Source organism: Polyangium sorediatum, from assembly GCF_029946465.1.
GTDB lineage: Bacteria > Myxococcota_A > Polyangia > Polyangiales > Polyangiaceae > Polyangium > Polyangium fumosum.
In genome coordinates, this window is the sequence record NZ_JARZHI010000011.1 from 43,430 (window position 1) to 69,136 (window position 25,707).

Consider the following 25,707-nt stretch of genomic DNA (forward strand, 5'->3'; position numbering starts at 1 on the left):
TGGCGTACGATCCTGACGCGAAGGCAAAAAAAGAGCGCCTACTCGACGGCGGGGGGGGGGACCGGAGCAGGCGCTCGCGTAGAGATAGAGCAACCTCTGGGCCAGGCACTTCCTGACCGAAATTCGAGGGGTTGGCCCAGCTCGACCCGCCCGGCCCTTCACCCCTGCAACCACGCGCCGACAACCATGCAGGACCGGAGCGGCCTCCGGGCGCACGCGAGGCGGTCGCGGGGGCGCACCCGACCCGCGCATCGGGTGGATCGTGCAGATCGGCGGCTGCGGCGCGGACGGATGCGCGCGTGGACGGCGGATGAACACGTCCACGCGCGCACGCTGCGGCGTCTCGGCTTGCAGCGGACAAAAAGAAAGAGCGCCTACTCGACGGCGGGGGGGGGGACCGGAGCAGGCGCTCGCGTAGAGATAGAGCAAGCCCTGGGCCAGGCATCTCCTGACCTGAAATCGCAGGGTTGGCGATCAGGCGGTCCCCGCGGCATGCATCGGTGAAAATCACGACGACGAACCTGCAGGACATGTAGGTAGGACATCCTACGAACGCCGGCTCAGTCGACCTTCGGCGCCGCGCGGTGGAAGCGCATCACGACGTTGGGGTCGGGGACGAGCGAGGCGCCCGCGTTCTGCTTGCCCGGGTACTCGAGGATCGACAGGACGTACCGGATGCTCTCGAGCCGCGCCTTCCGCTTGTTGTTGGCCTGCACGATCATCCACGGGCTGAAGCTCGTGTGCGTCCGGCCAAACATGGTCTCCTTGTACCGCGTGTAGCTGTCCCACAACGCCTCGGCTTTGCCGTCGAGGGGCGAAAGCTTCCATTGTTTGAGCGGGTTCTTGCGCCGCGCCTCGATCCGCGCGCTCTGGATGCCCTTCGAGATCGAGAACCAGAACTTCACGAGCACCACGCCGTCCTCGACGAGCATGTGCTCGAACTCCGGCACCTGGCGCATGAAGCGCTCGTACTGCTCCTGCGTGCAGAACCCGTTGACGGGCTCGACGACGGCGCGGTTGTACCAGCTCCGGTCGAAGAACACGATCTCCCCGCGGTTCGGGAGCTGGCGCATGTACCGCTGGAAATACCATTGCCCCGTCTCCTCGTCCGACGGCTTGGGCAGCGCCACCACGCGCATCGCCCGCGGGTTCAGGTACTCCGTGAAGCGCCGGATCGAGCCGCCTTTGCCTGCCGCGTCGCGCCCCTCGAACAGGATCGCGACCCGCCGGCCCTCCTCCTGCACCCAGCGCTGCATCTTCACGAGCTCGACCTGGAGCTTCTCCAGCTCGTTCTCGTAATCGATGGCCGCCTTGATGCGCCGGACGTCCACGCTCTTCGAACGCAAGAGCTGGATGAACTCGCGCGACGCGTGCAGGTCGGAGAGCTCTTCGAGCGAAAGGATGGACTCCGGCAGGGTCGAGGCCGGCAGGTCGCAGAGCGCCTGCACCACGGGCTCGATTTCGCTTGACCCGGGCGGATGAATCCGCGCGCCTTCTTGCTGCCCGCGCGTCCCTCGAACGCCCCCATTGCCCTCGTCCTGCCTGGCCCCCTTGCTCGGTCCTAGCGACATGCGCACCTCGCCCCGCCTTGGTGGTCGTGGTGGCAAATGCTACCCATCGAAAGGTGAGCTGGCGCGTCGTGTTGTTCAATTTCGACGGTCACCCGCCGCCCGACGAGCTCGTGCAGGGCTTTCGGGCCCGGCCCATGGGGTCGCCCGCGTTCGTGCGGGCGTCGATCTCGTCCTTGCTTTGCGACGTCGATTGGTCCGATCCGTCCAGGGCTACCTTCGACGAAGGTGAATACACGATGTGGCTCGCCTTGCCCGTCGGCGACGTCGTGGATCGCGTCGAGGTCGAGGTCGCCGGCGGCGGCAACCCCGTGCCCGTGCTCTCGCACCTTTGCCAGGTCAACGGCTGGTTCGCATACGACGTCGGCGAGCGCGTGTTTCTCGACCCGGAAGAGCCACGCGCGAGCGGCTGGGAGGCGCGCTTGCGCCTGCCAAAGCACTGACGCGTTCATTTGCTGGAACCCTGGCCTCGGGCTCGCGATCGTGCGCCACCTCGTCGTTCTGGTGATCGACGACACGCACGTGGCGAAGCCGCTCGATCCGAGCGCGCTCGCGGCCGTGATCGAGTGGCTCTCTACTTCAAAGGCGGCGGTGCGATCTCGCGCAAGTTGAGCCCGCCGGGGTACTGATAACTCGTGTACGTCCCGTATCCCATGACCTGAAGGCCCACGGGCAGGCTCGCCTCGAGCACGTGCGCTCCACCGCTCGCATTCGAGAGCGGCACGCGCGCGATGCCGAAGCCCGAGCTCAGGGGCTTCGGCTGGAGGGAGAGCGTCATGCCATCGAGCGTGAGCGTCGCCGAGAGGGGCATGATCACGTCGGCGTAACTCGCGTCGTAATCGGCAGGCGCGAGGAAGACGTATTTCTTGCGGTACTGCTCGACCGCCGTGGCGAGGCTCTGCGCGGGGTCGCCTTTTTGCTGGTCCGTGGGCAGGTTCGGGTAGATGAGCGAGGCGCCGATCTGGAACGAGGCGACGCCGAACTCGTGGTCGCCGACGACCTCGAAATCCAGCGCGACGATGCCAAGGTCGACCATTTCACCGGCCGCGAGCGTGCTCGGCGCGCCGGAGGGGGCGCTGCCGGGGTAGGTGAGCTTCGTGCCATCGACGTTGCCGACGAGGCGCACGACGTGGCCGACGGGCGAGGCGGTGGGGCTCGTCGGGACGGTGACGAAATAATGTTTGCCGAGCGTCTCGGCGGGGAAGACGCTCTCTTCGAGGTGATCACAGGCCACGGCGTCGTGGGGCATGTTCGAGCAGGAGATGCCGGAGATCACCTGCACGGGCGCCGATGTGGTGACGAGCGTGCCGCTGAAATCGGAGCCCGTGCCGCCGACGACCTGCACGACGTCGCCGCGGTTCAACGCGAGCGTCGCCGTCCCCCCAGGCGGCGTGCTCGGCACGCCCGCGCCGCCGGCGATCGAGGCGGTGTCCGAGAGCTTGATCGTCACGCCGGTATTGTCCGACAAGCCTGTCACGGCGATGTAGGGCGGGAACTCGAAATTGTTCTCGGGGTTCCGCCACGCGGGCGGGCCCATGATGCGGTAGGCGCGGGTCTGCGCGGTGCTCGGCAGGAGCAAGGAGGCGTCGTTCGAGTAGGAAAAACACGGCGTGTTGGGGCAGGCGTACGCGGGGCACGTCGACCAGTCCTTGCCCGGAGGGCCGCCCTTTGCTGCATATTCGAGGGCGTTGAACTGGTAGACCGTGACGGGGCGGGTCGAGACGAGGTGATAGGCGCCGCCGTTCGCGCGGACGGTCTGCGTCTTGATCGACGGCGTCGCGCAGAGGAAGGGCGTGACCGTCGATTTCAGCTCCTCCACCCAGGGCAGATAGATCGTCGAGAGGCCACTCGGCGCGACGTCCGCCGTCGCGATGACCTCGCTCCCCCGGCTCACCGTGACCGAGGCGGGCTCCTCGCCGGCGTTCGCCACGACGACCGCGTAATCGAAGATGCCCCACACGAGGTTGTCGACGACCGTCGGATAAAAATCGCAGCCGACGTAGCTCCGCGCCTCCGCGGCCTCGGCGCACGTCTTCGGATCCGTGGGCGTGTCGGGCCCGCCGCCCGATCCGGCCGGATCAAAGCCCGCGGCGCCCCCGCCGCCGCCCGCGCCGTCGCTGCCGCCCGCGCCCCGGGTCGAGGCCGCGGGGCCCGTGGCGGAGCATGCCACGCCGAAGAGCGTGAAGCCGAGGGCGAGCCCCGCGAGGGGGCGTCCGGGATAGAAATCGAAAAAGACAGGGTATTTCACGGCCGTGCCCACCACCATTCCGTGCCCGCGGGGCCGTCGCGGCCTCGAGCAGCGCACGGGGGCGATCGTACCACGACGAGCCCTTCCCGGGAGGCCGGGGTCCCGGGTAGACTGCGCGTGATGCGTGTTCGTCGTTTCGCACGGATCGCCATGTTCCTCGGGCTCGTGGGCTGCGGCGCGGCCGCTCCGGGGGACCCTTCCAGGTTCCCGGGAAAACCCGCCCCGACGAAGGGACGCGCGGACGTGGCGTACGTCGCGATAGGCCCTCGCGCGCTGCTCGAAGGAATCGAGCCGCTGCTCGTGCACCGCGAGGCGCGGGGCCTCCCGGTCGCGCGGGTTTCGCTCGAAGAGATCGCCCGGCCGAACGGCGGCGGCGCGCCGTCGCCGGAGCAGATCGAAGGGGCGATCCGGCAGGTCGCGTCGCGTGCGGGGAAACGACTTCGGTTCGTCCTGCTCGTGGGGGACGCGCCGGGGTATGGCGAGTCGCTCGGCGGGTCCTCGTTCGTGCCGACGTTTTACCGGACGAAGATTCACTACGAGAACGAGGACATCGAGGAGTATGCGTTCCTGGAGGCGAATCTGCGGGAGGAGGATCGCGGCCTCTTGCGTTACATGGAGGGGAGTTATGCGACGGACTTCCCGTACGCCCTCGCGCACGTCGGTGCGCCCGGACAACCGGAGCTCTCGGCGCAACGAGCGCCCACCGCGCTCGCCGTGGGGCGGGTGCCGGCGCGGACCGCGGACGAGGCGCGTGATTTCGCGAAGAAGGTGATCGCGTACGAGACGGCGCGCACCGAGCGCGCGTGGCGCCGCAGCATCTCGCTGTTCAGCGCGCCGGCGCGGTTTGGCCCGGTCGCCGATCTCCTGATCGAGAGAAGGATGACGCGTGTCCTGGACGAGCAGGTCCCCTACGACTGGGACGTGGACATCGTGTTCCCGAAGGCAGGGTCGCCGTACGCGTATCCCTTCCCGGAGCTTGGCCATCGGCTCGTCGAGCGGCTCGGCGCGGGCGCGCTGATTGCGGGCTACGTCGGCCACGGGTCGCCGATGTTCCTCGACACCGTCCGCTTCAACGGCGCTCGGTACAGCACCGGGAACATGCTGGATTTGGCGCATGTGCGAATCCCCGAAGGCAAGCCCTTTTTCGTGGCGATCACATGCAGCACGGGGTTTTTTGATCTCCGGAACGGGCGCCGCTCCATCGCGGAGGCCCTCGTCATGAACCCGGAGGGCGTGATCGCCACGTTTGCGTCGAGCCGCGAGAGCCACCCGTATCCGAATGCGCTTTATGGAGAGGCGATCGTGCAGACGTTCGTCGAGGAGCGCGCGCCGACGATCGGGGAGGGGATCGTGACTGCGAAGCGGAGAATGCACGAGGGGGAGGTCCCGCTCGCGCCGTTGCTCTTTCAATCGGATCCGGTGGAGCTCGCGGAGGAGCACTTGGGCCTCTACAACCTGCTCGGCGATCCGGCGACGGTGTTGCAATACCCGGCGAGCGCCGTGGTGAAGCTCGCGGGAGGGCCCGAGTCACGCGCGCCGGGCGCCGAGGTGGCCATTTCGGTGGAGGCCTCCGGGATTCCGACGGGAACGGCGCTCCTCACGGTCGAGACGAAGCGCAGCGTGGTGCGGACGAAGATCCCGGGCGAGGCCGAGCTGGAAGCGATGCCCGAAGAACAGGCGTGGGAGGTGCTACGAAAGACCTATGCCGCGGCCTCGGACAAGGTGATCACGCGCCTCGAAGGAGCGTTGCATGAAGGGCGCGCGGAGTTTCGCGTGAAGCTGCCGGTCGAGGCCGGTGAATACGTGATCAAGGTGTTCGCCGCGGGGAGTGGGCAGGCGGCGACGGGGCACGCGCGGGTCAAGGTGGAGAAGCCATAGGTGGCTGGGCGGCGCCGGTCATTCCACCTTCACGGTCACCGCCACGTCGCGGTTGTCGATCACGCATTGCTCGGACGTGCAGACCGAGAAGTAAAACTTGCCCGACACCTGCGCGTCGCCGGCGTTTTGCGGGACGAACGGCACGCGCATCACGGCGCGGCTCGCGGAGACACTCACGCCCTCGGTCCGCACGATCGGCGTGGGATACGTGACGCCCGCGGCCGCCGCGCCGAGCTTCATCTTGTACGGATATTCTTGATTGCAGTGGAATTCGCCCTTCGGGACGAGCACCACCTCGACGAAGCCTTGCTCCCCGGCCTTGTACCGGCCTGACGATTGCATCCACAGGCTGAAGCTCTGCTCGCCCACCTTCGGGGAGACGACCGGCGGAGGCGGCTCGGGCGTGGGCGCCGGGGCGGCGGCAACCGCGGGCGGAGGCTCGGGCGTGGTGGCAGGCGGGGGCGCCGGCGCAGGCTCGGGCGCAGCGCTGGGCGCAGCTTTTTTGGCGGCGTCTGCTTGGGCCGGGTCGGCTGCTTTTGCTTTGGGCGCCTCGTGCGCCGGTGCCGCGCCGGCGTTTCCCTCGCTTTCGGGCGCCTTCGCGGCCGGGGCCGCGGGCGCGGGCTTTTCGGGCGCGGCGGACGCCTCCTTCGCTTCGGGCTTGGCTTCCGGCTGGATCGTCGCGCGGTCGGGCTCGGCGGTGGGCTCGGCACCACCTTCCTTGCAGCCCGCGGCGAGGAGACAAGCCGCCGCGGCGAGCGCCCCCTGCACAACGAAACCACGCACGTGCGTCGCCTGTATCGAGCCGCCCGAGAGAGCCATACCATTCGAGGTATCCGATCCCGTAGCTCCCGTAAAGCCTCCGGCTCGGATACGACTCGCACGATTGCGACGTCCATCGCCGCTCCGCGCTGCCCGCGTTGCATTGCGCTGGACAGCGTCTCTACGCGTCCGCTGTTTCGACCGCCCTCGCCGGAAGTTTCTTCCACGCCGCGATCGCCATCCCCACCGCGACGGCCGCAGCCACGAGCGCGACCACGCCACGCGCGCGCGGCCCGTCTCCGAGCAGCCCGCTCTTCCACGTCACGTCGAGCAGCCCGCCGCGCAGCCCCACGCCCGCGAGCAGGGTGAAGCCCGCATGCGCCGCGACCGACGCCCACGCGACGCCGGTGCGCGCCCAGAGCACCGCGAAGAGCGCGCCCTGCGCGGCCGCGAGCACGAGCGCCTCCCACGACGCACCCGGCACGAGCGCGAGCGCGGCGACGCCGGCGAGCACGGCGTACCCGATCCCGAAGCGCGGACCGAGCCCCGCGCGCGCCGCGACCACGAGCGGCAAACCCCGGTAGAGCAGCTCGTCCCGCGTCGCCACGGCCGCCGCGCGCAGCAGGGCAAACCCCAGCGAGCTCGACGGGCTGCCCGCGCTCACCGTGGCAAACCCCGCGAGCACGGCCACGAGGAGCGGCACCACGACGAGCACGAGCGCGACGCCGAGGCCGAGCCCGATGCCACGGAACGCGCGCGCTCGTGGCTCCTTGCCGGTGCTCGGGTCGGGGTCCCATCGCACGCCCACGCGGTACGTCCCGAGGTCCACGATGATCGCGCCGACGAGCGCAGCGACGAGCGGATTGCGACCGACGACGACCTCCGCGAGGCGCACGGCCGCCGCGGTGCCGAGCAGCCACGCGGAGCCCTTGGCGATCTCACGCAAGGCGGTCCGAGGTGCGTCGAGCCGTACGGTCGCGGAAGGCACGGGCCGCATGGTGGCATGTTTCCGTGAGGGACGCTTCGCTCGCCGCGGAGGGCGCGGCCCCGACAGACAGGCGTTGCGGGCCGGATCGCCTTGGAGTAGCTTGCGCGCGCTTTCCGCCCCGCGCGTGTTTCGCCGTGGCGGACGCGAACGTGGAGAAGAGGTCCATGGTCCGAGCGCCGGCGATGCAAGAGAACGATCTCGATACGAGCGGCTCCGTGCTCGGGCGCGGCACGCGCGTGCGTGGCCGCGTCGTGGGCGAGGGAGATCTGCGCGTGGAGGGCCACGTCGAGGGCGGCGTGAGCCTCACGGGCGAGCTCGTGATCGAAGAAGGCGCCGAGATCAACGGCGACGTCGAGGCCGGGGTCGTGACGATCGCCGGCACGCTGACCGGCGACGTCTCGGCGCGTGGCCCCGTGGCGATTCGCGCGTCGGCGAAGGTCTCGGGCAACCTCGGCGGCACCGAGGTGAGCCTCGACGAAGGCGCCGAGTTCGCGGGGCGGATCGAAGCGGATTTCGAGCTGCCGGCCGAGCTCACGGGTGGCCGCGCCGGCGGTCGGTAAAAGTTTTTCCGAGGAACACGAACGTGCTGCGGCGCGCGCGGCGAGGGAGCGTGGAAGGTGGCGGGTACGATCATCGGCAGCGGCATCACGATCGAGGGTGAGATCACCTCCGACGAGGAGGTGGTCGTGGCCGGCACGGTGCGCGGCAAGCTGAGCGTCGACGGCGGCGTGACCGTCGAGGGAGGCGCGGTCGTCGAAGCGGACGTCGCGGCTTCGTCGCTCTCGGTCGGCGGCAACGTGACGGGCAACGTGAGCGCCTCGGATCGCGTCGATCTGCTCACCGGCGGGCGCCTCGTCGGCGACGTCAAGGCGGCGCGGCTGACCATCGCGGACGGTGCCTCGTTCAAGGGCAACGTCGACATGGACGTGTAAGCCGATGACGACCCCCTCGACCATCGGCCGCGGGACCACGATCCGCGGCTCCATTCGCGGCGACGGGGACCTCGACCTCCACGGCTTCGTGGAGGGAAGCGTCACCGTTCAGGGCGAGCTCCTCATCGGCGAGACGGCGCTCGTCAAGAGCGACGTCTCCGGCCGCCGCATCATCGTGCGCGGCGCCGTCGCGGGCAACGTGTCGGCGACCGAGCTCGTCGTGCTCGAGCCCGGCGCGCGTGTCGTCGGCGACATCGGCGCGCCGCAGATCGGCATCCGGCCCGGCGCGCTCGTGCGAGGCAACGTCTCGACCGGCGCCCCGCTGCCCGTCCGCGCCCTTGCTGCGACGGCTGCTGCGCCTGCCCAGGCGGCACCGCGTGGTCGTGCCGCGCCTGCTCCTGCGGCGGCGCCTGCGCGTCCCGTGGCGGCGCCTCCTGCCCGCGCTGCGGCGCCTGCCGCTCGCCCCGCGCCTGCGCCTGCGCGTCCTGCGCCTGCGCCGCGCCCGCCGCCTGCGCGTCCTGCGCCTGCGCCCGTGGCGCCGCCTCCGGCCCCGGTGGCCGAGCCTGCGGCCGCGGCATCCGACGAGGAGCCGGAGAGCGCTCCGGCGGTGAATTCCGGCGGCCCCCCGCCCCCGGTCGTGCCTGCGGTGCCCAAGGGTGCCAAGGCGCAGATCCGGCGCGGGAAGGGCGCAGGGAAATGAGCAAAACCGAGCGCGAGCGGCTCGTCGAGCTGCTCCGCGAGCGATCGTTTGAACGCAAGCGAGTCGTGCTCGCCTCCGGGCGCGAGAGCGACTTTTTCATCGACTGCAAGCAGACGGCCTTGACCGCCGAGGGGCACTTCCTCCTCGGCGCGCTCATGTTCGACGCGCTCGACGGCCTGCCGCGATGTGACGCGGTCGCGGGCGTGGAGCTCGGCGGCTGCCCGCTCGCGAGCGCCGTCTCGCTGACGAGCTTCGTCCGCGGCCGCCCGCTCCCGGCGCTGTACGTGCGCAAGGAGGCGAAGGACCACGGTTCGAAGCGGCTCATCGAGGGGGATCGCGCGATCGTGCCGGGGATGTCGGTCGTGATGCTGGAGGACGTGATCACGACGGGCGGGTCGACGCTGAAGGCCGTCGACAAGATCACGGCGGCGGGCGCGCGCGTGGTGGGCGTGGTGGCGATCGTGGATCGGCTCGAAGGTGGGGCTGAAGCGATCCGCCAGGCGGGTTTGCCGGTGGTCGCGATCTGCACGCGGCGGGATTTCATTCCGGACGCGTGACGGCGTGGACGCCCTCGCGGAGGGCGTGGTCACGTTCGCGGAGGGCGCGGACCCGTTCGCGGAGGGCGCGGACCCGTTCGCGAAGGGCGCGGACCCGTTCGCGAAGGGCGCGGACACGTTCGCGGAGGGCGCGGACCCGTTCGCGAAGGGCGCGGACCCGTTCGCGAAGGGCGCGGACCCGTTCGCGGAGGGCGCGGACCCGTTCGCGAAGGGCGCGGTCACGTTCGCGAAGGGCGCGGTCACGTTCGCGAAGGGCGCGGTCACGTTCGCGAAGGGCGTGGTCACGTTCGCGAAGGGCGTGGTCACGTTCGCGAAGGGCGTGGTCACGTTCGCGAAGGGCGTCCTAGCCCTCGCCTGACCGCGAGGACGCGTTCCCCCGAACGCGTCCTCGCCCTCACTCCGTCGCTTCCTCGTCCGGCCAGGCGAGGTGGTCGAGCTGCGCAAGGAGGTCATCGCGCCCGATGCTGGACCAGGCGGCGCGGGCGGCTTCGAGGTGGTGCCGGCAGAGGGCTTCGGTGGGGGCGAGGGTGGCGAGGCGTTTGTGGGTCCAGCCGATGGAGAACGGCTCGGCGATGCGCTTGTAAAGGTGGAGGGCCTGCTCGAACTGGGCGCGCGCCGTGTCGTCGTCGCCGTCCGCGCGCGCGATGTCGCCGAGGCGTAGGATGCAGTTGGCCTCTCCGAGGACGTCGCCAACCGTTCGGAAGAGCGGGAGCGCCTGTTCGTAGCGAGCACGTGCGGCGTCGTGATCGGAGCGTTCGAGCGCGATGTCGCCGAGGCTTCGGATGCAGTTGGCCTCGCCAAGGACGTCGCCGACCTTTTGGTGGAGCGGGCGGGCCTCTTCGTAGCGAGCGCGGGCCGTGTCGTGATCGGAGCGACGGAGCGCGATGTCGCCGAGGCTCTGGATGCAGTTGGCCTCGCCAAGGACGTCGCCGACCTTTTGGTGGAGCGGGCGGGCCTCTTCGTAGCGAGCGCGTGCGGCGTCGTGATCGGAGCGGTAGAGCGCTATGTCACCGAGGCTGTTGATGCAGTTGGCCTCGCCGAGGACGTTGCCGACCTTTCGGAAGAGCGGCAGGGCCTGTTCGTAGCGAGCGCGTGCGGCGTCGTGATCGGAGCGTTGGAGGGCGATGTCGCCGAGGCTCTGGATGCAGTTGGCCTCGCCGAGGACGTCGCCGACCTTTCGGAAGAGCGGCAGGGCCTGTTCGTAGCGAGCGCGTGCGGCGTCGTGATCGGAGCGTTGGAGGGCGATGTCGCCGAGGCTCTGGATGCAGTTGGCCTCGCCGAGGACGGAGCCGACCTCTCGGAAGAGCGGGAGGGCCTGTTCGTAGCGAGCGCGTGCGGCGTCGTGATCGGAGCGGTAGAGGGCGATGTCGCCGAGGCTCTGGATGCAGTTGGCCTCTCCGAGGGCGTCGCCGACCTTTCGGAAGAGCGGCAGGGCCTGTTCGTAGCGAGCGCGTGCGGCGTCGTGATCGGAGCGGTAGAGGGCGATGGCGCCGAGGCTCTGGATGCAGTTGGCCTCGCCGAGGACGGAGCCGACCTTCCGGAAAAGCGGCAGGGCCTGTTCGTAGCGAGCGCGTGCGGTGTCGTGATCGGAGCGCCCGTACGCGCTCTGCCCCAACCGGAACAACCCATCCGCCTGCTCCGCGTCCCGCCCCTCCGCCTCGAACGCCTGCACCGCCCGCAAAAGCTCCTCCTCCGCCTCCGCGTACCGGTACGCCCGCGCGAGCGCCGTCCCCAGCCGAAGCCGCAACCGTGCCGCTTCGATCGCCGAATGCCCCGTCTTCCGTTCGAGCACCCCCTGCAAGATCCCCGATAACCTCTCCACCTCCGCCGCGGCGTCCAGATCCGGGGGCTCATACGACAACATCCTCGCCGGCGGTTCGCTCTTCGGCCCCGCGTCCGCCGCGTGCACCTTCAATTCATACGCCCGCCAGCTCACCAGATCCGGTGCGCTCAGCGAAAGCGCCACGAACGCCTCGTCCGAAGCCACGATCACGAGCGGCCCCGGGATCCATGTCGGCAGAGCGTCCCGCGCGAAGTTGAAGCTCGCGAGCGGCGGGGACGCCTGATCCCCCACGATATGCTGCTCCAGCCCCGTCAGCACCACCATCGTCCGCTCGGCATCTTCGAGCCCGAGATCCCTCAGCCGATAATGCGGCCACTCCCCCGGCTGAAGCTCCACCTCCACGAGCGGCGGCACCTCGTCCTGGCCCGCCCACCCTCGCAACCGCGCCAGGATCTCCTCCCGCACGGGCCCCGGCGGCGCGTGGAGGAAGATCATCGTGAACCCGAGGCTGCCCGCGAGCGCCTCGCGCAACGTATCCGCTCGACCGTTCGAGTCGATGTCGAGCGCGATGCGGTTCATGCAGGCGCCTTCGCCTTCCCCGCGTCCTGGAAGGCACGCGTCCGCCGCGCGAACGGGTGCACGTCGTACCACGTGTCCTTGTTGTATTCGAGCACGATGAGCTCGTAGAGCAGCCATTGCCGCAAGTCGTCGTCGAAGTCGTCCGGGAACGACCCCGTCCTGACGACATGATGCAACTCCCGCAAGAAGCCTCGTCCCTGAAGGAGCCGCTCCATGTTGCTTCCGAACTCTCGCAGGACATCGTCCACGTCCGCCCGCGTGAGGCCGAGCGTAGGCTTGTTCAGCGCTCCCGTCGTCACGATGCGGAACAAGTCTCGAAGGCAGCCGCCGGATTGCATGATGGCATGACGAATCGCGTCCTCGTCCGCGAACACCACCGACAGGGCGATACGCTTTTCGAGCAGCCCCCGCAGCGCGGCAATGCCTGCTTCGTCCGGCGCATCCACGTCCAGACCTCGCTTGCGGACCGTGATCATCGGCAGGACCACGTCACTCGGCGCGCTGAAAGCCTGTCGCAAGCGCCCCTGGGTGAAATGCAGCGAAACAGGGATGGTCACGATGATGTGGACGTCGGCGTCCTGAATCAAAGGCAATTGCTCGATGAAAAACAAATCGTGGGTCGTGCGCTTGCTCCCGTCGTCGAGCGGGAGGCGCTCCACACGCTCCAGGTTGTCCGCGATGATGACCAGGTCGTCGGTCCCATGTTCGGCCATCACCGGACGAAGCGCCTGAAGCAGCTCTCGCAGCTCCGTCACCAACGAGATGACGTGGTCGCGGCTCACGTCGCGGAATCGCTTCTGCACGCCGGGCGACTTCATGACACCCAGCTTGACCTTCGCTTCACCGACGGGGATCTCGGCTTCCAGCGTCAGGCCAATGGCCTTGAGCCAGGAGACCACACGCTTCCACATCTTGCCGGCCGTCTGCTTTGCGACCGTGGATTTGTCGATGAGGAGGCCGAGAAGCGGATCGTCGAGGAGCGCAGAGAAGAGCGCCGTCACGAAATCCGGGAGCTGGACGTCGCGGACGTCGAGGTACTCCTGGACGTCCACGAAGAGCACATGAAACGCGACGTCGTCCTTGGGCTTGCGAAGCTCCCCCTCCAGCCAGCGGAGCTCGGTGGACTTCCCGCTGCCAGGATGCCCGCTGAGGAGTTGCACCTGGTAGGTGCCGACAAGTGCGCCCCGGATGCACTCCTCCATGCGCTTCGTCCGGCTTCCGCCTCGCACCGCGGACAGGTCGGTACGCAGGAGGCGCAGGTCCTTGTCGACGAGATCGAACCGAGGGTCACACGCAGCACGAACCTCCCGCGCCTTGCGCGCGGGCAAATGCAACTGTTCCGTCAGGACGATCTTCGGACGAGCCATGCGCCCGCCACTGTGCCCCAACCCCCCCGGCGCTGCCAACCTCCGCGCTTGTTACTCCGCCGCTTCGGCCACCTTCGGCATCAGCGGGTACCCGAGCGCTTCCCTCTGCGCGAGGTAGCTCTCGGCCACGAGCCTCGCGAGCCCGCGCACGCGGCCGATGAACCTCTGCCGCTCCGTCACGCTGATCGCGCCGCGCGCGTCGAGCACGTTGAACCGGTGCGCCGCCTTCACCACGAAGTCGTAGGCGGGCAACACGAGCGCCTTCTTCGGGTCGGGCTTCGCGCCCTTCGCCGTCGCGTCCACGCCTCGGAAGAGCAGCCGCTTCACCTCGGACTCGCACTTGTCGAAGGCCGCGAAGTGCTCCTCCACGTCGGCCTCCTCGAAGTTGTACGTCGACCACTCCCACTCCGCGCGCTGGTAGAGCTCGCCGTAGCGCACCACGTGCCCGCCGGCGCGCGAGTAGTCGAGGTCGTACATGCTGTCCTTGTCCTGCAGGTACATCGCGATGCGCTCGAGCCCGTACGTCAGCTCGCCCGAGATCGGCTTGCAGTCGATGCCGCCGATCTGCTGGAAGTAGGTGAACTGCGAGATCTCCTGCCCGTCGAGCCACACCTGCCAGCCGAGGCCCCAGGCGCCGAGCGTCGGCGACTCCCAGTCGTCCTCGATGAAGCGCACGTCGTGCTGCAGCGGGTCCGTGCCGAGCGCGCGCAAGGACTCCAGGTAGAGCTCCTGGATGTTCAGCGGGCTCGGCTTCAGGATCACCTGGAACTGGTGGAACTGCTGCGCTCGGTTCGGGTTCTCGCCGTAGCGGCCGTCGGAGGGCCGCCGCGAGGGCTCCACGAAGGCCACGTTCCACGGCTCCGGTCCGAGCGCGCGGAGGAACGTCGCGGGGTTGTACGTGCCTGCGCCAACCTCGGAGTTGTAGGGCTGCACGATGAGGCAACCGCGCTCGGCCCAGAAGCGCTGGAGCGTCAGGATGATGTCTTGGAACGTCATGGCGACGGGCAAGCCATACCCCAGGCCCGGGCGCTCGTCGACGCCGTCCTCGCGCCCCGCGAGCGCCCACCGGTCCGATGCCGCACGTTGCACCAACCGCCCGTTCTGGAAAACGCCCTTGACGCCCCAGCGGAGGAACGGTACCCGCAATGACCAGGCGTCATACAACTGGCGCCCCTTATAGGTAAGCTTCCTCGGGGTCGGAGGAACGTAACGGTTCTCGGTGGTTCGGCCCGAGCAAGGCCGCGCTCGTCGGCACGGCGAGGTGAGCCTGGTCGGGTGCGCCGAGGAACGCGCACGGAAGGACGGTCCGATGCCGCGCATCCTGATCATCGACGACGACGCGGCCTTCGGCGCCAGCGCTGTGCGCACCCTGGAGAGCGCGGGTTTTTCCGCACGGTTTCACCGTGGCCCCTTCGGCAGTTTGCAGGCGATTCGCGAGACGGTCTGCGACGTCGTGTTGCTCGACGTCAACATGCCGAAGCTCGATGGCCCCTTGCTCGTCCGCATGATCCGCGACGCCTTCGGCCGCGGCGCGGTGAAGGTGCTGCTCTGCAGCAACATGGAGCCTGGGCCGCTCGAGCGCCTCGCGAAGGTGATGGGCGTGCACGGCGCGGTCCCCAAGCACCTGCCCGAAGCGCATCTCGTGGATCAGGTGCGCGCCGCGCTCCCGCCGCGCGCCACCGCCTGATCACGCGCGGCGCTCAGCCGTGCTGTTTTTCCAGCGCCTTCTTGTCGATCTTGCCCGCGCCCGTGCGCGGCAGCGCGTCGACGAACACGACCGACTGCGGGACCTTGTACTTCGCGAGCCGCGCGCGGCAGTGCGCGAGGATCGACTCCGCGTCGGGCGGCGCGCCCGGGGCGAGCACCACGATCGCCCGGCCCACCTGGCCCCATTTTTCATGCGGCACGCCGAGGAGCGCCGCTTCCGCGACCGACGGGTGCGCCGCGAGCACGGCCTCGACCTCGGCCGGATACACGTTTTCCCCCCCGGAAATCAGGAGATCCTTGCTGCGGCCCGCGATGTAGAAATGCCCCTCGTCATCACACCGCGCGAGATCCCCCGTCCGTAACCATCGGCCATCGTTCGGGGGCTTCGCTCCGGCGAGCGGAGCTGCGCCCCCGTCCCCCGCCACTAGCACCTTCGCCGTCTCCTCGGGCCGACCCCAATAGCCGCCGAAGACGTGCGGACCACGCACCTCGAGCTCGCCCACCTCGCCCGGACGAACCGACTCGCGCGCCGCATCGACGACCCGCGCCTCCACGAAAAACAGCGGCGCGCCCACGGATCCCACCTTGCGACGCACGTCCGCGGGCGGCAGCCAGAAATTGTTCGGCCCCGCCTCGGTCAGCCCGTAGCCCGTCTTCAGGTCGATCCCTCGCTCCCAGTACGTGTGGAAGAGCGGCTCCGGGCACGGCGCGCCGCCGCTGATGCAGATGCGCAAGCTCCGGAGTTCGCCCTCGGCGAACCGGCGATGCTGCGACAGCGCGAGGAACATCGTTGGAACACCAAAGAACACCGTCACGCCTTGATCTCGCACGCCCGTGTACACCTCGTCCGGATCGAAGGCGCGACAGACCACGGACGTGCCGCCCGCGAGCACGAGCGGCGCCGTGAACACGTTGAGCCCGCCCGTGTGGAAGAGCGGCGCGTTGAGCAGCGCCACGTCCGAGGACGACAGGCTGAAGCTCGAGATCGTGTTCACCGCGTTCGCCGTGATCGACCGGTACGTCAGCATCGCGGCCTTCGGCGTGCCCGTCGTCCCGCCCGTCCCGCAGAGCACCCAGGGTTCGTCCCAGCCGATCTGCAACGCCGGCGGCGGCCTGTCCGTGGCCGCGTCGCGCTCGCCGAGATCCACGTCGTCTCCGCGCGCCCGCGACGCGCCGTGCGTCGCCACGAACACGCGCGGGACGAAGCTCGCCTCGCGCCGCAGCGCCTCGCTCGTGGCGGCGAACGCGGGCCCGTAGACGAGCACCTCGGGCGTCGTCGCGGCGAGGTACTGACCGAGCTCGCCGGGCGTCAGCCGGTAGTTCAGCGGCGTGAAGATAGCGCCGAGCTTGCCGCACGCGAACCAGAGATCGAGCATCACGACGTCGTTCATCGCGAGCGCCGCGACCCGGTCGCCGCGCCGCACCCCGAGCCTCTCCCGGAGGAAATGCGCCGTGCGGTTCGCGGTGTGATCCCAGGCTCGGTACGTCAGGGGCCGCCCGCCTGCTCCATTGTCGAGCAGCGCTACCTTGTCGGGTGTTAACGCCGCGCGTCGTCCGAGCCAGTCGCCGAGATGCATGGCGCCCTGCGTAGCAAAGCCGCGCGCGCGGTGGAATGGCTCGCGTGCATTGCTGCGTTGCAACAAGCGATTGCGATCTGGACGATCGGGGTGTACGACCGTCCGCATGGTCGTGAAGAAGTACGGCAACCGGAGGCTGTACGACACCGAGGCGAGCCGTTACGTCACGCTCGAAGAGGTGGAGGCGCGCGTCCGGCGTGGCGACGACGTGGAGGTCGTCGACGCGAAGACGGGCCGCGACCTGACGCAGGCGACGCTCGCGCAGATCATCCTGGAGAGCCGCGGCGCTGCGCGCCTCTTGCCGGTGCCGCTCCTGCGCCAGCTCATCCGCATGGGCGACGACGCGCTGGCCGAGTTTTTCGAACGCACCGTGATCTGGGCGCTCGACATCTACTTGCTCGCAAAGAAAGGCGCGCGCGTCTTTCCGATGGGCCCCCTCGGCGCGCTCCCTTTCCTCAACGCGATGCTCGGCGGTGGCAAGAGCGCGCCCTGGTCCTCGCCGCGGGATCCCGAGCCCGAGGAGCAGGTCCCTCCGCCCGACACGAACGAACGCGACGAGCAGGCCGAGGAGATCGCCGCGCTCCGCCGCGAGCTCGACGAGCTCAAGCGCATCGTCTCCAAGAAACGCCGCGAGCCTTGAGGAGCCTTGTTGCAGTGCAACAAAGTCCGCTTGACACAGCAAAAGGCGGGGTTTAGGTTCGGCTCCCAACAGACGGGGTTCGCCTGGAATGCAAGGCGATCCTTCCGGGGTGAGGAGCACGCGATGAGCGAACAGGTGGATTCGCAGGTGCAGCAAAACCGCGAAGTCTTCCCGGGACACCGCGCGTACGCGGACTTGTTCGAGGGGCTCGACGCGCTGGAGACGGCGGGCGCGGCGCAGATCGGGCTCGTGCTCCGGGGCATGGCGCGCATCGGCCAGGCGTCGCTCCTCTACGGCGCGCGTATCGCCGCGGAATGGCAGCGGATGGCGCGCGAAGCGACGGAGCGCGCGGGCGACACGTTCGGCGCGCCCTTCCTTTGAGCGGCCTTCCAAGCCACGTCGAGCTCGCGTAAGCTCGGCTCTGTCCGGGCGAACCACCGAAAGCACGCGCCGGCGAGCGGAGAACAAGAGCATGTACATCGGGGACTGGATGGAGCGCGGTGAGCGGTATTTCCCGGAATCGCTCGCCGTCGTCGACGTGGCCAAGGGGGACGCGGGCCGCTTTTCGTATCGCGAAATGAACCGCCGCGCGAATCGGCTCGCCGGCTTCCTGCGGGACGAGGCCGCAGTCGCGAAGGGCGATCGCATCGGAATCCTCGCGATGAACGGCGTCGAGTTCCTCGACGCGTTTTTCGCGTGCGCCAAGCTCGGCGCGGTGCTCGTGCCGTTCAACTGGCGTAGCCATCCGCGCGAAATCGCCGAGCTCGTCTACCAGACCGAGCCGAAGGTGATGCTCTTCGGCGACGATTTTCGCGCTGGAATCAGCGAGATCGCGGGCCTCTCCGCGTGTGCGTCCGTCAAGACGTGGCTGCACCTCGACGGCGAGGGCATCGAGGGGAGCCGCCCCTATACGGAGACGGTGCAGGCGCGCGAGGCGCGGCCCGTGAAGAACGACGCGGTGGAGGCCGAGGACATCGTTTGCCTGCTCTTCACGGGCGGCACGACGGGCCTGCCGAAAGGCGCGAAGATCTCCTACCGGATGATCGCGTGGAACACGCTGAACACGGTGGTCCACGAGCTCGCGCGCGGGGACGTGACGCTCACGCACACGCCGATGTTCCACACGGGCGCGCTCTTCGTCTACACGTTGCCCCTGCTCACGCTCGGCGGGACGGTGGTCATCATGCGCAAATGGACTGCCGACGACATGCTCTCGCTCATCGAGCGCGAGAAGGCGACGGTGCTCTTTTGCGTGCCGACGCAATACCAGATGATGATGCAATCGCCGCGCTTCGAATCGGCGAAGCTCGCGTCCCTGCGCTTCCTCACGAGCGGCGGCGCGCCCTTGCCCGTGCCGATCCTCCGCGCGTACCGGGAAAAACACGGGGTCGTGTTCAAGCAGGGGTTCGGGATGACCGAGTTCGGCCCGGGCATCTTCTCGATGGACCCCGAATATGCCGAGGCGAAGGCTGGCAGCATCGGCAAGCCGAACTATTTCATCGACGCGCGGATCGTCGACGACGACAACCGCCCCTTGCCCGTGGGTGAGGTCGGCGAGCTCGTGCTCAAGGGCCCGAGCGCGTGTTCGGGGTATTTCAACAATCCCGAGGCTTCGGCGGCGTCCGTGGACGAAGAGGGCTGGTTCCACACGGGCGACATGGCCCGCGTCGACGAGGACGGCTTCTATTCCATCGCCGACCGCAAGAAGGACATGTTCATCTCGGGCGGCGAGAACGTCTACCCCGCCGAGATCGAGAAGGTCCTTTACGAGCACCCGGCCGTGGCGCAGGTCGCGGTCATCGGCGTTCCGGACGAGAAATGGGGCGAGGTCGGCCGGGCGATCGTGATCACGAAGCCCGGAGCGAGCGCGACCGAGGAGGCGCTCCTGGCCCATTGCCGCGATCACCTCGCGAAATACAAGGTGCCGAAATCGGTCGTCTTCGTGGAGGCGATGCCCATTTCGGCGGCCGGCAAGATTTTGAAGAGAGAGCTGAAGGAAACGTACGCGCGGTGAACGCGCGAGAGGGAGAGGATGCCGTGGCGAAAAAGGAACCCAAGCTCTTGACCCGCGTGGTGAAGGGCCTCGGGCACTGGCTCGGGCCCGAGACGCCGACAGGCAAGGCATTCGTCGCCGCCGAGAAGGGCATGACCAAGGCGTTCGATCGCCTCGGCGGCAGCGAACGGTACCTGAACCTCGCGGGCGGCGTCTTGAACCGCGCCTTGCGCGCCCGCGCCGCGTATGTCGAGGCCCAGGAGAACTGGCTCCACCTCTTCCGCCTGCCCACCTCGACGGAGATGGACGATCTGCGCGAAGAGGTGCGCGACGTCAGAAATCAGATCGAGGCGCTCTCGTACCAGCTCGAAGCCGTGATCGAGGCGCTCGAAAAGAGCCGCGCCCTGGCGCAAGGGGGCGAGGCTCCGCGCCCGCCCGCTCCCGGCAACACGGCGACCGATCGCCCCTCCTGACGCGGAGAAGGACGGAATAAGCCATGACGACGCAATCGACCACAGCGCGCCTCCGCGCCTTCGTGAATGGCCAGATCGAGCTCTCGCGTGAGCTCCTGCACGCCGCGCAGAAGGGCTCGATGAGCCCGTACCACTACGTAAAACCGTTCCTCCTCCGCGCTGCGGACATCGGCGAGCCCCCGCTCGCCCCGACCCCGCACAAGGTGGTCTACACGAACGGCAAGATGCGCCTGCTCCGCTTCGAGCCCGCCGTGCGCAAGCACGCGACGCCGATCCTCTTCGTCTACTCGCTCATCAACCGGTATTACATCCTCGACTTCCTGCCCGGCCGGAGCCTCATCGAATTCATGGTCGGTCAGGGCTTCGACGTTTACGCGATCGACTGGGGCACGCCCGGCTCGGCCGAGCGGCGAATGGGCTGGGACGACGTGCTCAACGTGCTCGTCAAGAACGCCGTGAAGTGGGCGCTGCGCCTCAGCGGCGCGAAGGACCTCACGATGTACGGCTACTGCATGGGCGGCACGATGGCGCTCGCCTATGCGGCGCTTCACCCGCAGGGGCTCCGCAATTTCGTGGCGCAGGCGACGCCGGTCGATTTCCACGAGGGCGGCGTCTTCGCCGAATGGACGAAGCCGAACCGCTTCGACGTCGACGCGCTCGTCGACGCCTACGGCAACGTGCCGATCGAGCTCATGGAGACGGGCTTCTCGTCGATGGCGCCCGTCCAGCGCATGACGAAATGGCTCGAGGTCTGCCGCCGGATCGACGACCCCGACTTCGTCACCACGTTCCTCGGCATGGAGCACTGGGCCTCGGACAACGTGCAGTTCCCCGGCGAGATTTACCGGCAATACATCAAGGATTGCTACCAGTACAACAACTTCTGCACCGGCCGCATGAAGGTCGCCGGGCAGACCGTGGACCTCTCGACGATCCAGGTCCCGCTGCTCAACATCATCGCCGACAACGACACAATCGCGCCCCCGAAATCGAGCGAGATCCTGAACACGATCGTGCGCTCCACCGACAAGGAGATCATGCGCTTCCCCGTCGGTCACATCGGTTTGTCGACGTCGAGCAAAGGCCCGAAGCAGATCTGGCCGAAGGTCGCCGGGTGGATCGCGAAGCGCTCCGATCCGTGGACGGCGACCTGAGCTTACGCTTCGATCAGGGGTTCGGCGGCGGGGCGTGGAACTGGAACTGGCCCTGCCGCTGGACCGGGGGGGTTTCGCCGAGGCGAGGCGGGTAGGGCGCGAGGGGCTCGAGTTCCGCGAGGAGCGAGTCGACAAACGGGTCGGGCCCTTGCTGCTCTCGGATACGACGCAGCGCCGGCAGGTTGTGCGCGCAGACCGGGAAGGCGCCCCAAGGGCAGCTCTTGCACGGGTCGTCAAGGCGTTTGGCGCGGAGGCGTAATGCCGCCGTGCCGAGGCCGACGGTCGTCACGACGAGCGCGGCGCGGATGGCCCACCCCAAAAGGGTGTTCGGCAGGAGCCAGGCGGCGCCCGCGACGAGGCCAAAGCCCACGCCGAGGACGAAGCGCGCGGGGATCTTGTACCAGCGGCGCTGGATGAAGGGCTGAAAGAAGGTCGGCACGGCGCAGCCGAGGGCCGCCATGGCGACCTTGAAAGCGGTCGCCACGTCGTGCGTAGGTGAAACGAAGAAAAGGGCGATGAGCGCGACCGCGATGCCCGGGTACATGCAGGCACAGCCCAGGCACAAGGGCACGCCAAACGGGCGGACGAGGTGATGATCGTGCCGCCCGCAGGTCGGATGATGAGCGAAGGAAGGATAACGGCCGAGTTCGCTCAGCGCGAACGCAGCCGGAGGCACCCCCGCGAGCTCGAGCCTGCGCGGGGATGAGCGATCAGCCACGCTTGAAGACCAGCACGGCACAGCGCTTCGGGCAGAACGGGCCGAACGCGCTCCGGACGTCCATGAAGACGTGCGAGAGCACGAAGCCCTGCGCCGCCATCTGGTTCGACAGGTCCGAGATCTTGCTGTGCTCGATGGTGCCGCCGCAGCCCGCGTCGATCGTCATGACCTGGAACGAAGCGCCGCCCGCCTGCGCGCCAGCGTAGCCGCCACCATAACCGGGATTCTGTTGCACTCCTGGGATCCTTTCTCCGACAGAGACCAGGCGAACGCTACGTCCGAGACGGGGCGCAAGTCAACACCCTCGCGACGATGAACGCCACGTCGTCCACGCCGAACCGTTCGTCCGTCCGTTCTGTTCCTGGCACCGTCAGCGTCTCCCGGAGGAGCCCCCGGCACGTCCCCTCCTCCTGGAGGAGTTCCGCGATACGAGGCTCGCCGACCTGCGCCCAGACGCAGGGTTCGCCTGCGCCCGTTCGTCATGTCACTTCGGCGGCTCCAGCGGCGCGCACGTGGAGACGCCCGCCCCGACGATGCGGAAGCCGATGTCGCTCATGTACGCATTGTCGATGGCGCCCGTCGCGGGGTCGTATTTCGTCACGTTCGAATTGCTGAGGCTCGCGGCGGCATAGAGGTAAAACGATCCGCCCCAGAACGAGAATGCCCACGCCGAGGGCGTCTCCAGGCCCGTGATCGCCTTGGTGTTCGTCACGGCGCCCGTCACCTTGTCGATCTGGCCGACCTGCACCGGGGTTGTCGTGTAATACCCAAAGAGCCGGCCGTCGCCCGTGCCCGTGAGCTCGGCGCTCTGGCCCTTGAACGTGGAGGGGGAGAAGTTCGCGATCGTCTCCACGCTGAACGAGAGCGGGTTGATCTTCCCGAGCCCGGGGCTATCGCCTGCGCCGATCGTGCCCGTGCCCGTGATGTAGAGCGTCTCGCCCATCCCGCCGTCGTTCGTGGAAAAACCCATCCCGAGGCGGAACCAATTCGAGATGAGATTCACCGTGGGCGCCGGATCGCAGCTCGCGTCCTTCGTGCTCACCTTGTAGATCACGCCGTTCGTATCGTCCCCGAAGAACGGGTCGGACTCGACGTAGTTCACCCACGCGACGGCGTTCCGGTCGACGGCCATCGAGTTCGGCTGCATCGTCGTCTGGCAGCCGAGCTGGCCGATCTTCGTGAACTTCTTCGCCGGCGGATCGAAGCTGTAGAGATCGTTCGCGTCGGAGAGCACGTAAATCAGCTTGGCCGCGTCGCTGCAATCGTCGCCGGGCCCAAACCCGCCGCTGCCGCCCGAGCCGGGGATGAAGCCGCCGCCGCTGCCGCCCTGGTTCCCCGCGCCCTGGCCCGAGCCTCCTTCCCCCGAGCTTCCGCCTTCATTGTCGAATTGACTGCCGCCCCCCGTCGCGCTGCAGCCGACGGCGAGGCCGATCGTAAGCAAACTCAAGCAACCCCAGAAAAGCTTCATGTCATGCACCTCCGAGCCGGGGGCAGTATATCCGAGCGCGCCGTCCGTGTGAGGCGCGACTGGTCATAAAATCGTCACCAGGTCACGGCCGTGGGGGCGCCCCGATCCGAGGTCGTGCCGTCGCCGACCTCGCCGGCGCCATTTCCGCCCCAACATCGCACCGCGCCGCCGTCGAGCATCACGCACGTGTGCGCGCCGCCCGCGGAGAGAGCGCGCACGCCCGCGAGGCCGGGCACGAGGACGGGAGAAAGCCGCGCCTCGGTGCTGCCGTCGCCGAGCTGGCCATGATCGTTCTTGCCCCAGCACGTCACCGCGCCGCCCTCCGTCCGCGCGCAGCCGTGCTCAGCGCCGAGCGCGATCGCCGTCGCGCCGGCCACGCCTTTCACGACCACCGATTCCGCCCGCGCGTCCGTCGTGCCGTCGCCGAGCTGCGCCGCCGTATTGTCGCCCCAGCAGCGCACGGACCCGTCCGCGAGCAGCACGCACCCAAACGCGGCGCCGAGCGCGATCGCGATCGCCCCCTCGATCCCCTTGACGGAGACGAGGCGCGGCGTGGGGCGCGGGCCGGGCCGGGGTTTGGCGGGGGACGAGGGTGGGCGGACACTGCCGAGCTCGCCGCTCTCGTCCTCGCCCCAGCAGGCGACCAGGCCCCCGGGCCCGAGCGCGCAAGCATGGCGGCCGCCGAGCGCGATTTTCGTGGCGCCGAAGAGGCCCGCGACGGCCGAAGGCGCGCGGCCGCCCGGGGACGCCGGGAGAGGCGAGGGGACCTCGGTCGCCGGGGGTTTGCCCGCGGGTCCCGGGGGTTTGGCGCCGAGCTGCCCGCGGTCGCCGCGTCCCCAGCAGACGACCTTGCCGCCGCCGACGATCGCGCAGGTGTGCGCCGCGCCCGCCGCGATCGCGGTGGCGCCTGCGAGGCCGAGGACCTGTGTGGGCGGGCGAGGCCCGTCGGTCGTGCCGTCGCCGACCTGGCCGAATGCATTGTGACCCCAGCAAAGCGCCGTCCCGTCGGCCCGCCGCGCGCAAGCGTGCGCGCCCCCGAGCGCGAGCTCGACCGCGCCCACGACGCCCGGGACCGGCGGCGCTCCATACGCGCCGCGCCGCACGCCCGCCGCGCCGAAGCAACGCGCCGACCCATCCTCGAAGAGCGCGCAGGTATGCGCCCCGCCGGCCGCGATTTGCCGGATCCCCACGCACGCCTTTCCCGCGCAGATCGGGCGTCCCTCGGGGCAGGCCGCTGTCTTCCACGCGCCCTCCTCGCTGCACGTCGCGACCGCGTTCCCCTCGCAGCGCTCGGCCTCTGGCAAGCACGCGCCGCACGCGCCTTTGCCGTTGCACACGCCGTCTTCGCCGCACGACTCGCCGACCGGGCCTGGCTCGTGCACGCCCGCGCTCTCCTTGCACATCGCTATCGTGCACGCGTTGCCGTCGTCGGCCGGGACGTCGACCTCGTCGTCGATCTCCATCACGTGCCCATTGCCGTCGCATACCTGCATGCGGCAATCGCCCGCTTTTTGCTCGCGCACCACCGTGTTCTGCGCCGCCGCGACCATCGCGCACTGCTGCTCGAAGCAGGTGGAGACGACACACGGATCGTCCGAGGGCGGGCAGTCCATCGCATGGAAACACGGGATCGGCTGCGTCGGGCTCTCGGCGACCCGGAGCCCACATCCCGAGGCTGGAAACAACCCTCCGGCGAGCACGAGCGCCGCCGCGCGCGCGAGGGCGCCCGGCAGAGAGGAATTTTGCGCTCGGGCCCACATGGTAGCCGCGACTCTATCGAAGTCGGGCCCTTCGTCGCAAGGCGGTTCGCCCCGGGCGCGTGGCGGCGCTTGGCACTCGAAGGACGTTTCTGTATCGTTTCCGCCCCGATCCCGGGGCAGAGAGCGCGAGCCATGGAAGAGACGACGAGAGCCGAGCGCGGCGGCTGGGGCAAGGTGGCGACGGCCGAGGAGGGCGACGCCGAGCCGAAAGCGCCGCGGATCAAGGACCGCGCGAAGACGATCGCGCGGGACGTGGGCGCGGCGATCGAAGGTCGCGTCGCGCCCGCGGCGGACCGGGCGGCGCGGGCCGTGAAGAGCGGCGCGGGCACGGCCTTGCGCGCGCTCGAAGATCCGACCGCGGCCCAGGCCTCGGAGATCCTCGCGCAGGCGGATCTGCCCGAGGTCGTGGGCGAGGACCCGCTCGCGGAGCTCGCCGTTCGGCTCGATCGCGAGGCCGATCTGCACCGCGGGATCGCGATGCGGCAGCACGCGCGGGCGGCGTGGATGGATCGGCTCGGCGCGATCGGCGCGGTCGTCGCGCTCGTGGGGATCGTCGTCCTCGCCTCCATTGCGGGGTTTCGGGCCCTCTTCGCCCCGGAGGGCGCGCTCCTCGCGTCGCTCCTCCTCGGCGTCGGCGCGCTCCTCCTTTTGCTCGGCGTCTTCGCGCTCGCCCGCGCGACCGCGCGGATCCGCGCAGGCCAGGCGCAATCGGCGCGCGAGGCGCTCGTGCGGTCGGACCTCGCGGAGGCACGCCTGCACCGCGTCGCCGCGCTCCTCGCCTTGCGACAGCTCGATCCGGAGGCCTTCGGCCGGGCGGTCCAGGACCTCGAACGCGACACGCGCGCCGCCGGATGAGCC

General features: G+C 69.1%; 26 protein-coding genes. 14 read left to right on the forward strand and 12 right to left on the reverse strand.

The genetic code is table 11. The features are described 5' to 3' along the window. Positions 1 to 560 precede the first annotated feature (560 nt). A complete protein-coding gene (gene ppk2, locus QHF89_RS15320) occupies positions 561 to 1,571 on the reverse strand; it encodes a polyphosphate kinase 2 (RefSeq protein ID WP_136968801.1) in 1,011 nt (336 codons plus the stop codon). A gap of 53 nt (positions 1,572 to 1,624) precedes the next feature. On the opposite strand from ppk2, the gene QHF89_RS15325 reads away from it, so the two are divergent. After that, positions 1,625 to 2,011 carry a hypothetical protein gene (locus tag QHF89_RS15325; protein WP_136968800.1) on the forward strand — a complete coding sequence of 129 codons (387 nt, stop codon included), beginning with the start codon at positions 1,625 to 1,627 and terminating at the stop codon, positions 2,009 to 2,011. 131 nt (positions 2,012 to 2,142) lie between these two features. On the opposite strand, the gene QHF89_RS15330 is transcribed toward QHF89_RS15325, so the two are convergent. Further along, entirely contained in the window at positions 2,143 to 3,816 is a 1,674-nt protein-coding gene (locus QHF89_RS15330) for an IgGFc-binding protein (protein ID WP_136968799.1), read from the reverse strand. Between the two features lie 120 nt (positions 3,817 to 3,936). Here QHF89_RS15330 and QHF89_RS15335 point away from each other — a divergent pair, with 120 nt between their 5' ends. Further along, positions 3,937 to 5,694, forward strand: coding sequence for a C25 family cysteine peptidase (locus tag QHF89_RS15335; RefSeq protein ID WP_136968798.1), 1,758 nt, complete (start codon positions 3,937 to 3,939; stop codon positions 5,692 to 5,694). Between the two features lie 18 nt (positions 5,695 to 5,712). Here the strand turns inward: QHF89_RS15335 and QHF89_RS15340 are convergent, their stop codons facing one another. Continuing rightward, positions 5,713 to 6,477 (reverse strand): hypothetical protein, encoded by a 765-nt coding sequence (locus QHF89_RS15340; protein ID WP_136968797.1) that lies wholly within the window; start codon positions 6,475 to 6,477, stop codon positions 5,713 to 5,715. 157 nt (positions 6,478 to 6,634) lie between these two features. Then, the gene (locus QHF89_RS15345; RefSeq protein ID WP_136968796.1) at positions 6,635 to 7,450 is read right to left on the reverse strand and encodes a CPBP family glutamic-type intramembrane protease; all 816 of its coding nucleotides are present in this window, start codon (positions 7,448 to 7,450) and stop codon (positions 6,635 to 6,637) included. Positions 7,451 to 7,605: 155 nt separating this feature from the next. Between QHF89_RS15345 and QHF89_RS15350 the strand changes: the two genes are divergently transcribed. The 5 genes from QHF89_RS15350 to QHF89_RS15370 are packed head-to-tail and all read left to right on the forward strand — an operon-like array spanning position 7,606 to position 9,988. Continuing rightward, positions 7,606 to 8,001 carry a bactofilin family protein gene (locus tag QHF89_RS15350; protein WP_136968795.1) on the forward strand — a complete coding sequence of 132 codons (396 nt, stop codon included), beginning with the start codon at positions 7,606 to 7,608 and terminating at the stop codon, positions 7,999 to 8,001. A gap of 57 nt (positions 8,002 to 8,058) precedes the next feature. Then, complete coding sequence (locus tag QHF89_RS15355; RefSeq protein WP_136968794.1) at positions 8,059 to 8,373, forward strand: bactofilin family protein; 315 nt, start codon at positions 8,059 to 8,061, stop codon at positions 8,371 to 8,373. Positions 8,374 to 8,377: 4 nt separating this feature from the next. Beyond that, positions 8,378 to 9,073: a bactofilin family protein gene (locus QHF89_RS15360; RefSeq protein WP_136968793.1), complete on the forward strand. Its 696-nt coding sequence runs from the start codon at positions 8,378 to 8,380 to the stop codon at positions 9,071 to 9,073. Then, on the forward strand, positions 9,070 to 9,630 hold the full coding sequence (gene pyrE / locus QHF89_RS15365) for an orotate phosphoribosyltransferase (protein WP_136968792.1): 561 nt from the start codon (positions 9,070 to 9,072) through the stop codon (positions 9,628 to 9,630). The genes QHF89_RS15360 and pyrE overlap by 4 nt, the downstream gene beginning before the upstream one ends. A gap of 4 nt (positions 9,631 to 9,634) precedes the next feature. After that, complete coding sequence (locus tag QHF89_RS15370) at positions 9,635 to 9,988, forward strand: hypothetical protein (protein WP_136968791.1); 354 nt, start codon at positions 9,635 to 9,637, stop codon at positions 9,986 to 9,988. A 36-nt stretch (positions 9,989 to 10,024) separates the two neighbouring features. Here the strand turns inward: QHF89_RS15370 and QHF89_RS15375 are convergent, their stop codons facing one another. From QHF89_RS15375 to glyQ, 3 genes are read right to left on the reverse strand one after another with little or no spacing between them, the layout of a single operon-like run. Continuing rightward, a complete protein-coding gene (locus tag QHF89_RS15375) occupies positions 10,025 to 11,992 on the reverse strand; it encodes a tetratricopeptide repeat protein (RefSeq protein ID WP_284720524.1) in 1,968 nt (655 codons plus the stop codon). Continuing rightward, a complete protein-coding gene (locus QHF89_RS15380; RefSeq protein WP_284720525.1) occupies positions 11,989 to 13,359 on the reverse strand; it encodes a hypothetical protein in 1,371 nt (456 codons plus the stop codon). Before QHF89_RS15380 ends, QHF89_RS15375 begins: the two co-directional genes overlap by 4 nt. 51 nt (positions 13,360 to 13,410) lie before the next feature. Next, a complete protein-coding gene (gene glyQ, locus QHF89_RS15385) occupies positions 13,411 to 14,355 on the reverse strand; it encodes a glycine--tRNA ligase subunit alpha (RefSeq protein WP_136968842.1) in 945 nt (314 codons plus the stop codon). Positions 14,356 to 14,668: 313 nt separating this feature from the next. Here glyQ and QHF89_RS15390 point away from each other — a divergent pair, with 313 nt between their 5' ends. Next, positions 14,669 to 15,046: a response regulator gene (locus QHF89_RS15390; RefSeq protein WP_136930218.1), complete on the forward strand. Its 378-nt coding sequence runs from the start codon at positions 14,669 to 14,671 to the stop codon at positions 15,044 to 15,046. 13 nt (positions 15,047 to 15,059) lie between these two features. Here the strand turns inward: QHF89_RS15390 and QHF89_RS15395 are convergent, their stop codons facing one another. After that, complete coding sequence (locus QHF89_RS15395; protein WP_136968789.1) at positions 15,060 to 16,643, reverse strand: acyl-CoA synthetase; 1,584 nt, start codon at positions 16,641 to 16,643, stop codon at positions 15,060 to 15,062. A gap of 106 nt (positions 16,644 to 16,749) precedes the next feature. Here QHF89_RS15395 and QHF89_RS15400 point away from each other — a divergent pair, with 106 nt between their 5' ends. The 5 genes from QHF89_RS15400 to QHF89_RS15420 all read left to right on the forward strand — a co-directional run bounded on the left by QHF89_RS15400 (position 16,750) and on the right by QHF89_RS15420 (position 20,903). Next, a complete protein-coding gene (locus tag QHF89_RS15400) occupies positions 16,750 to 17,283 on the forward strand; it encodes a polyhydroxyalkanoate synthesis regulator DNA-binding domain-containing protein (RefSeq protein WP_284720526.1) in 534 nt (177 codons plus the stop codon). A 123-nt stretch (positions 17,284 to 17,406) separates the two neighbouring features. Continuing rightward, on the forward strand, positions 17,407 to 17,664 hold the full coding sequence (locus tag QHF89_RS15405; protein ID WP_136930221.1) for a hypothetical protein: 258 nt from the start codon (positions 17,407 to 17,409) through the stop codon (positions 17,662 to 17,664). Between the two features lie 91 nt (positions 17,665 to 17,755). Beyond that, positions 17,756 to 19,297 (forward strand): acyl-CoA synthetase, encoded by a 1,542-nt coding sequence (locus tag QHF89_RS15410; protein ID WP_136968787.1) that lies wholly within the window; start codon positions 17,756 to 17,758, stop codon positions 19,295 to 19,297. A 23-nt stretch (positions 19,298 to 19,320) separates the two neighbouring features. After that, on the forward strand, positions 19,321 to 19,749 hold the full coding sequence (locus tag QHF89_RS15415) for a hypothetical protein (protein ID WP_136968786.1): 429 nt from the start codon (positions 19,321 to 19,323) through the stop codon (positions 19,747 to 19,749). Between the two features lie 23 nt (positions 19,750 to 19,772). After that, on the forward strand, positions 19,773 to 20,903 hold the full coding sequence (locus tag QHF89_RS15420) for an alpha/beta fold hydrolase (RefSeq protein WP_136968785.1): 1,131 nt from the start codon (positions 19,773 to 19,775) through the stop codon (positions 20,901 to 20,903). 13 nt (positions 20,904 to 20,916) lie between these two features. Here QHF89_RS15420 and QHF89_RS15425 read toward each other — a convergent pair whose 3' ends face one another. The 4 genes from QHF89_RS15425 to QHF89_RS15440 form a co-directional block, all read right to left on the reverse strand. Continuing rightward, positions 20,917 to 21,621: a hypothetical protein gene (locus QHF89_RS15425; protein ID WP_136968784.1), complete on the reverse strand. Its 705-nt coding sequence runs from the start codon at positions 21,619 to 21,621 to the stop codon at positions 20,917 to 20,919. Further along, positions 21,614 to 21,856, reverse strand: coding sequence for a hypothetical protein (locus QHF89_RS15430; RefSeq protein ID WP_136968783.1), 243 nt, complete (start codon positions 21,854 to 21,856; stop codon positions 21,614 to 21,616). Before QHF89_RS15430 ends, QHF89_RS15425 begins: the two co-directional genes overlap by 8 nt. Before the next feature lie 249 nt (positions 21,857 to 22,105). Next, complete coding sequence (locus QHF89_RS15435) at positions 22,106 to 23,089, reverse strand: hypothetical protein (RefSeq protein WP_136968782.1); 984 nt, start codon at positions 23,087 to 23,089, stop codon at positions 22,106 to 22,108. A gap of 74 nt (positions 23,090 to 23,163) precedes the next feature. Beyond that, positions 23,164 to 24,849: an RCC1 domain-containing protein gene (locus QHF89_RS15440; protein WP_136968781.1), complete on the reverse strand. Its 1,686-nt coding sequence runs from the start codon at positions 24,847 to 24,849 to the stop codon at positions 23,164 to 23,166. Positions 24,850 to 24,981: 132 nt separating this feature from the next. Here QHF89_RS15440 and QHF89_RS15445 point away from each other — a divergent pair, with 132 nt between their 5' ends. Continuing rightward, positions 24,982 to 25,704: a hypothetical protein gene (locus QHF89_RS15445; protein WP_136968780.1), complete on the forward strand. Its 723-nt coding sequence runs from the start codon at positions 24,982 to 24,984 to the stop codon at positions 25,702 to 25,704. The last annotated feature ends 3 nt before the right edge of the window (positions 25,705 to 25,707 follow it).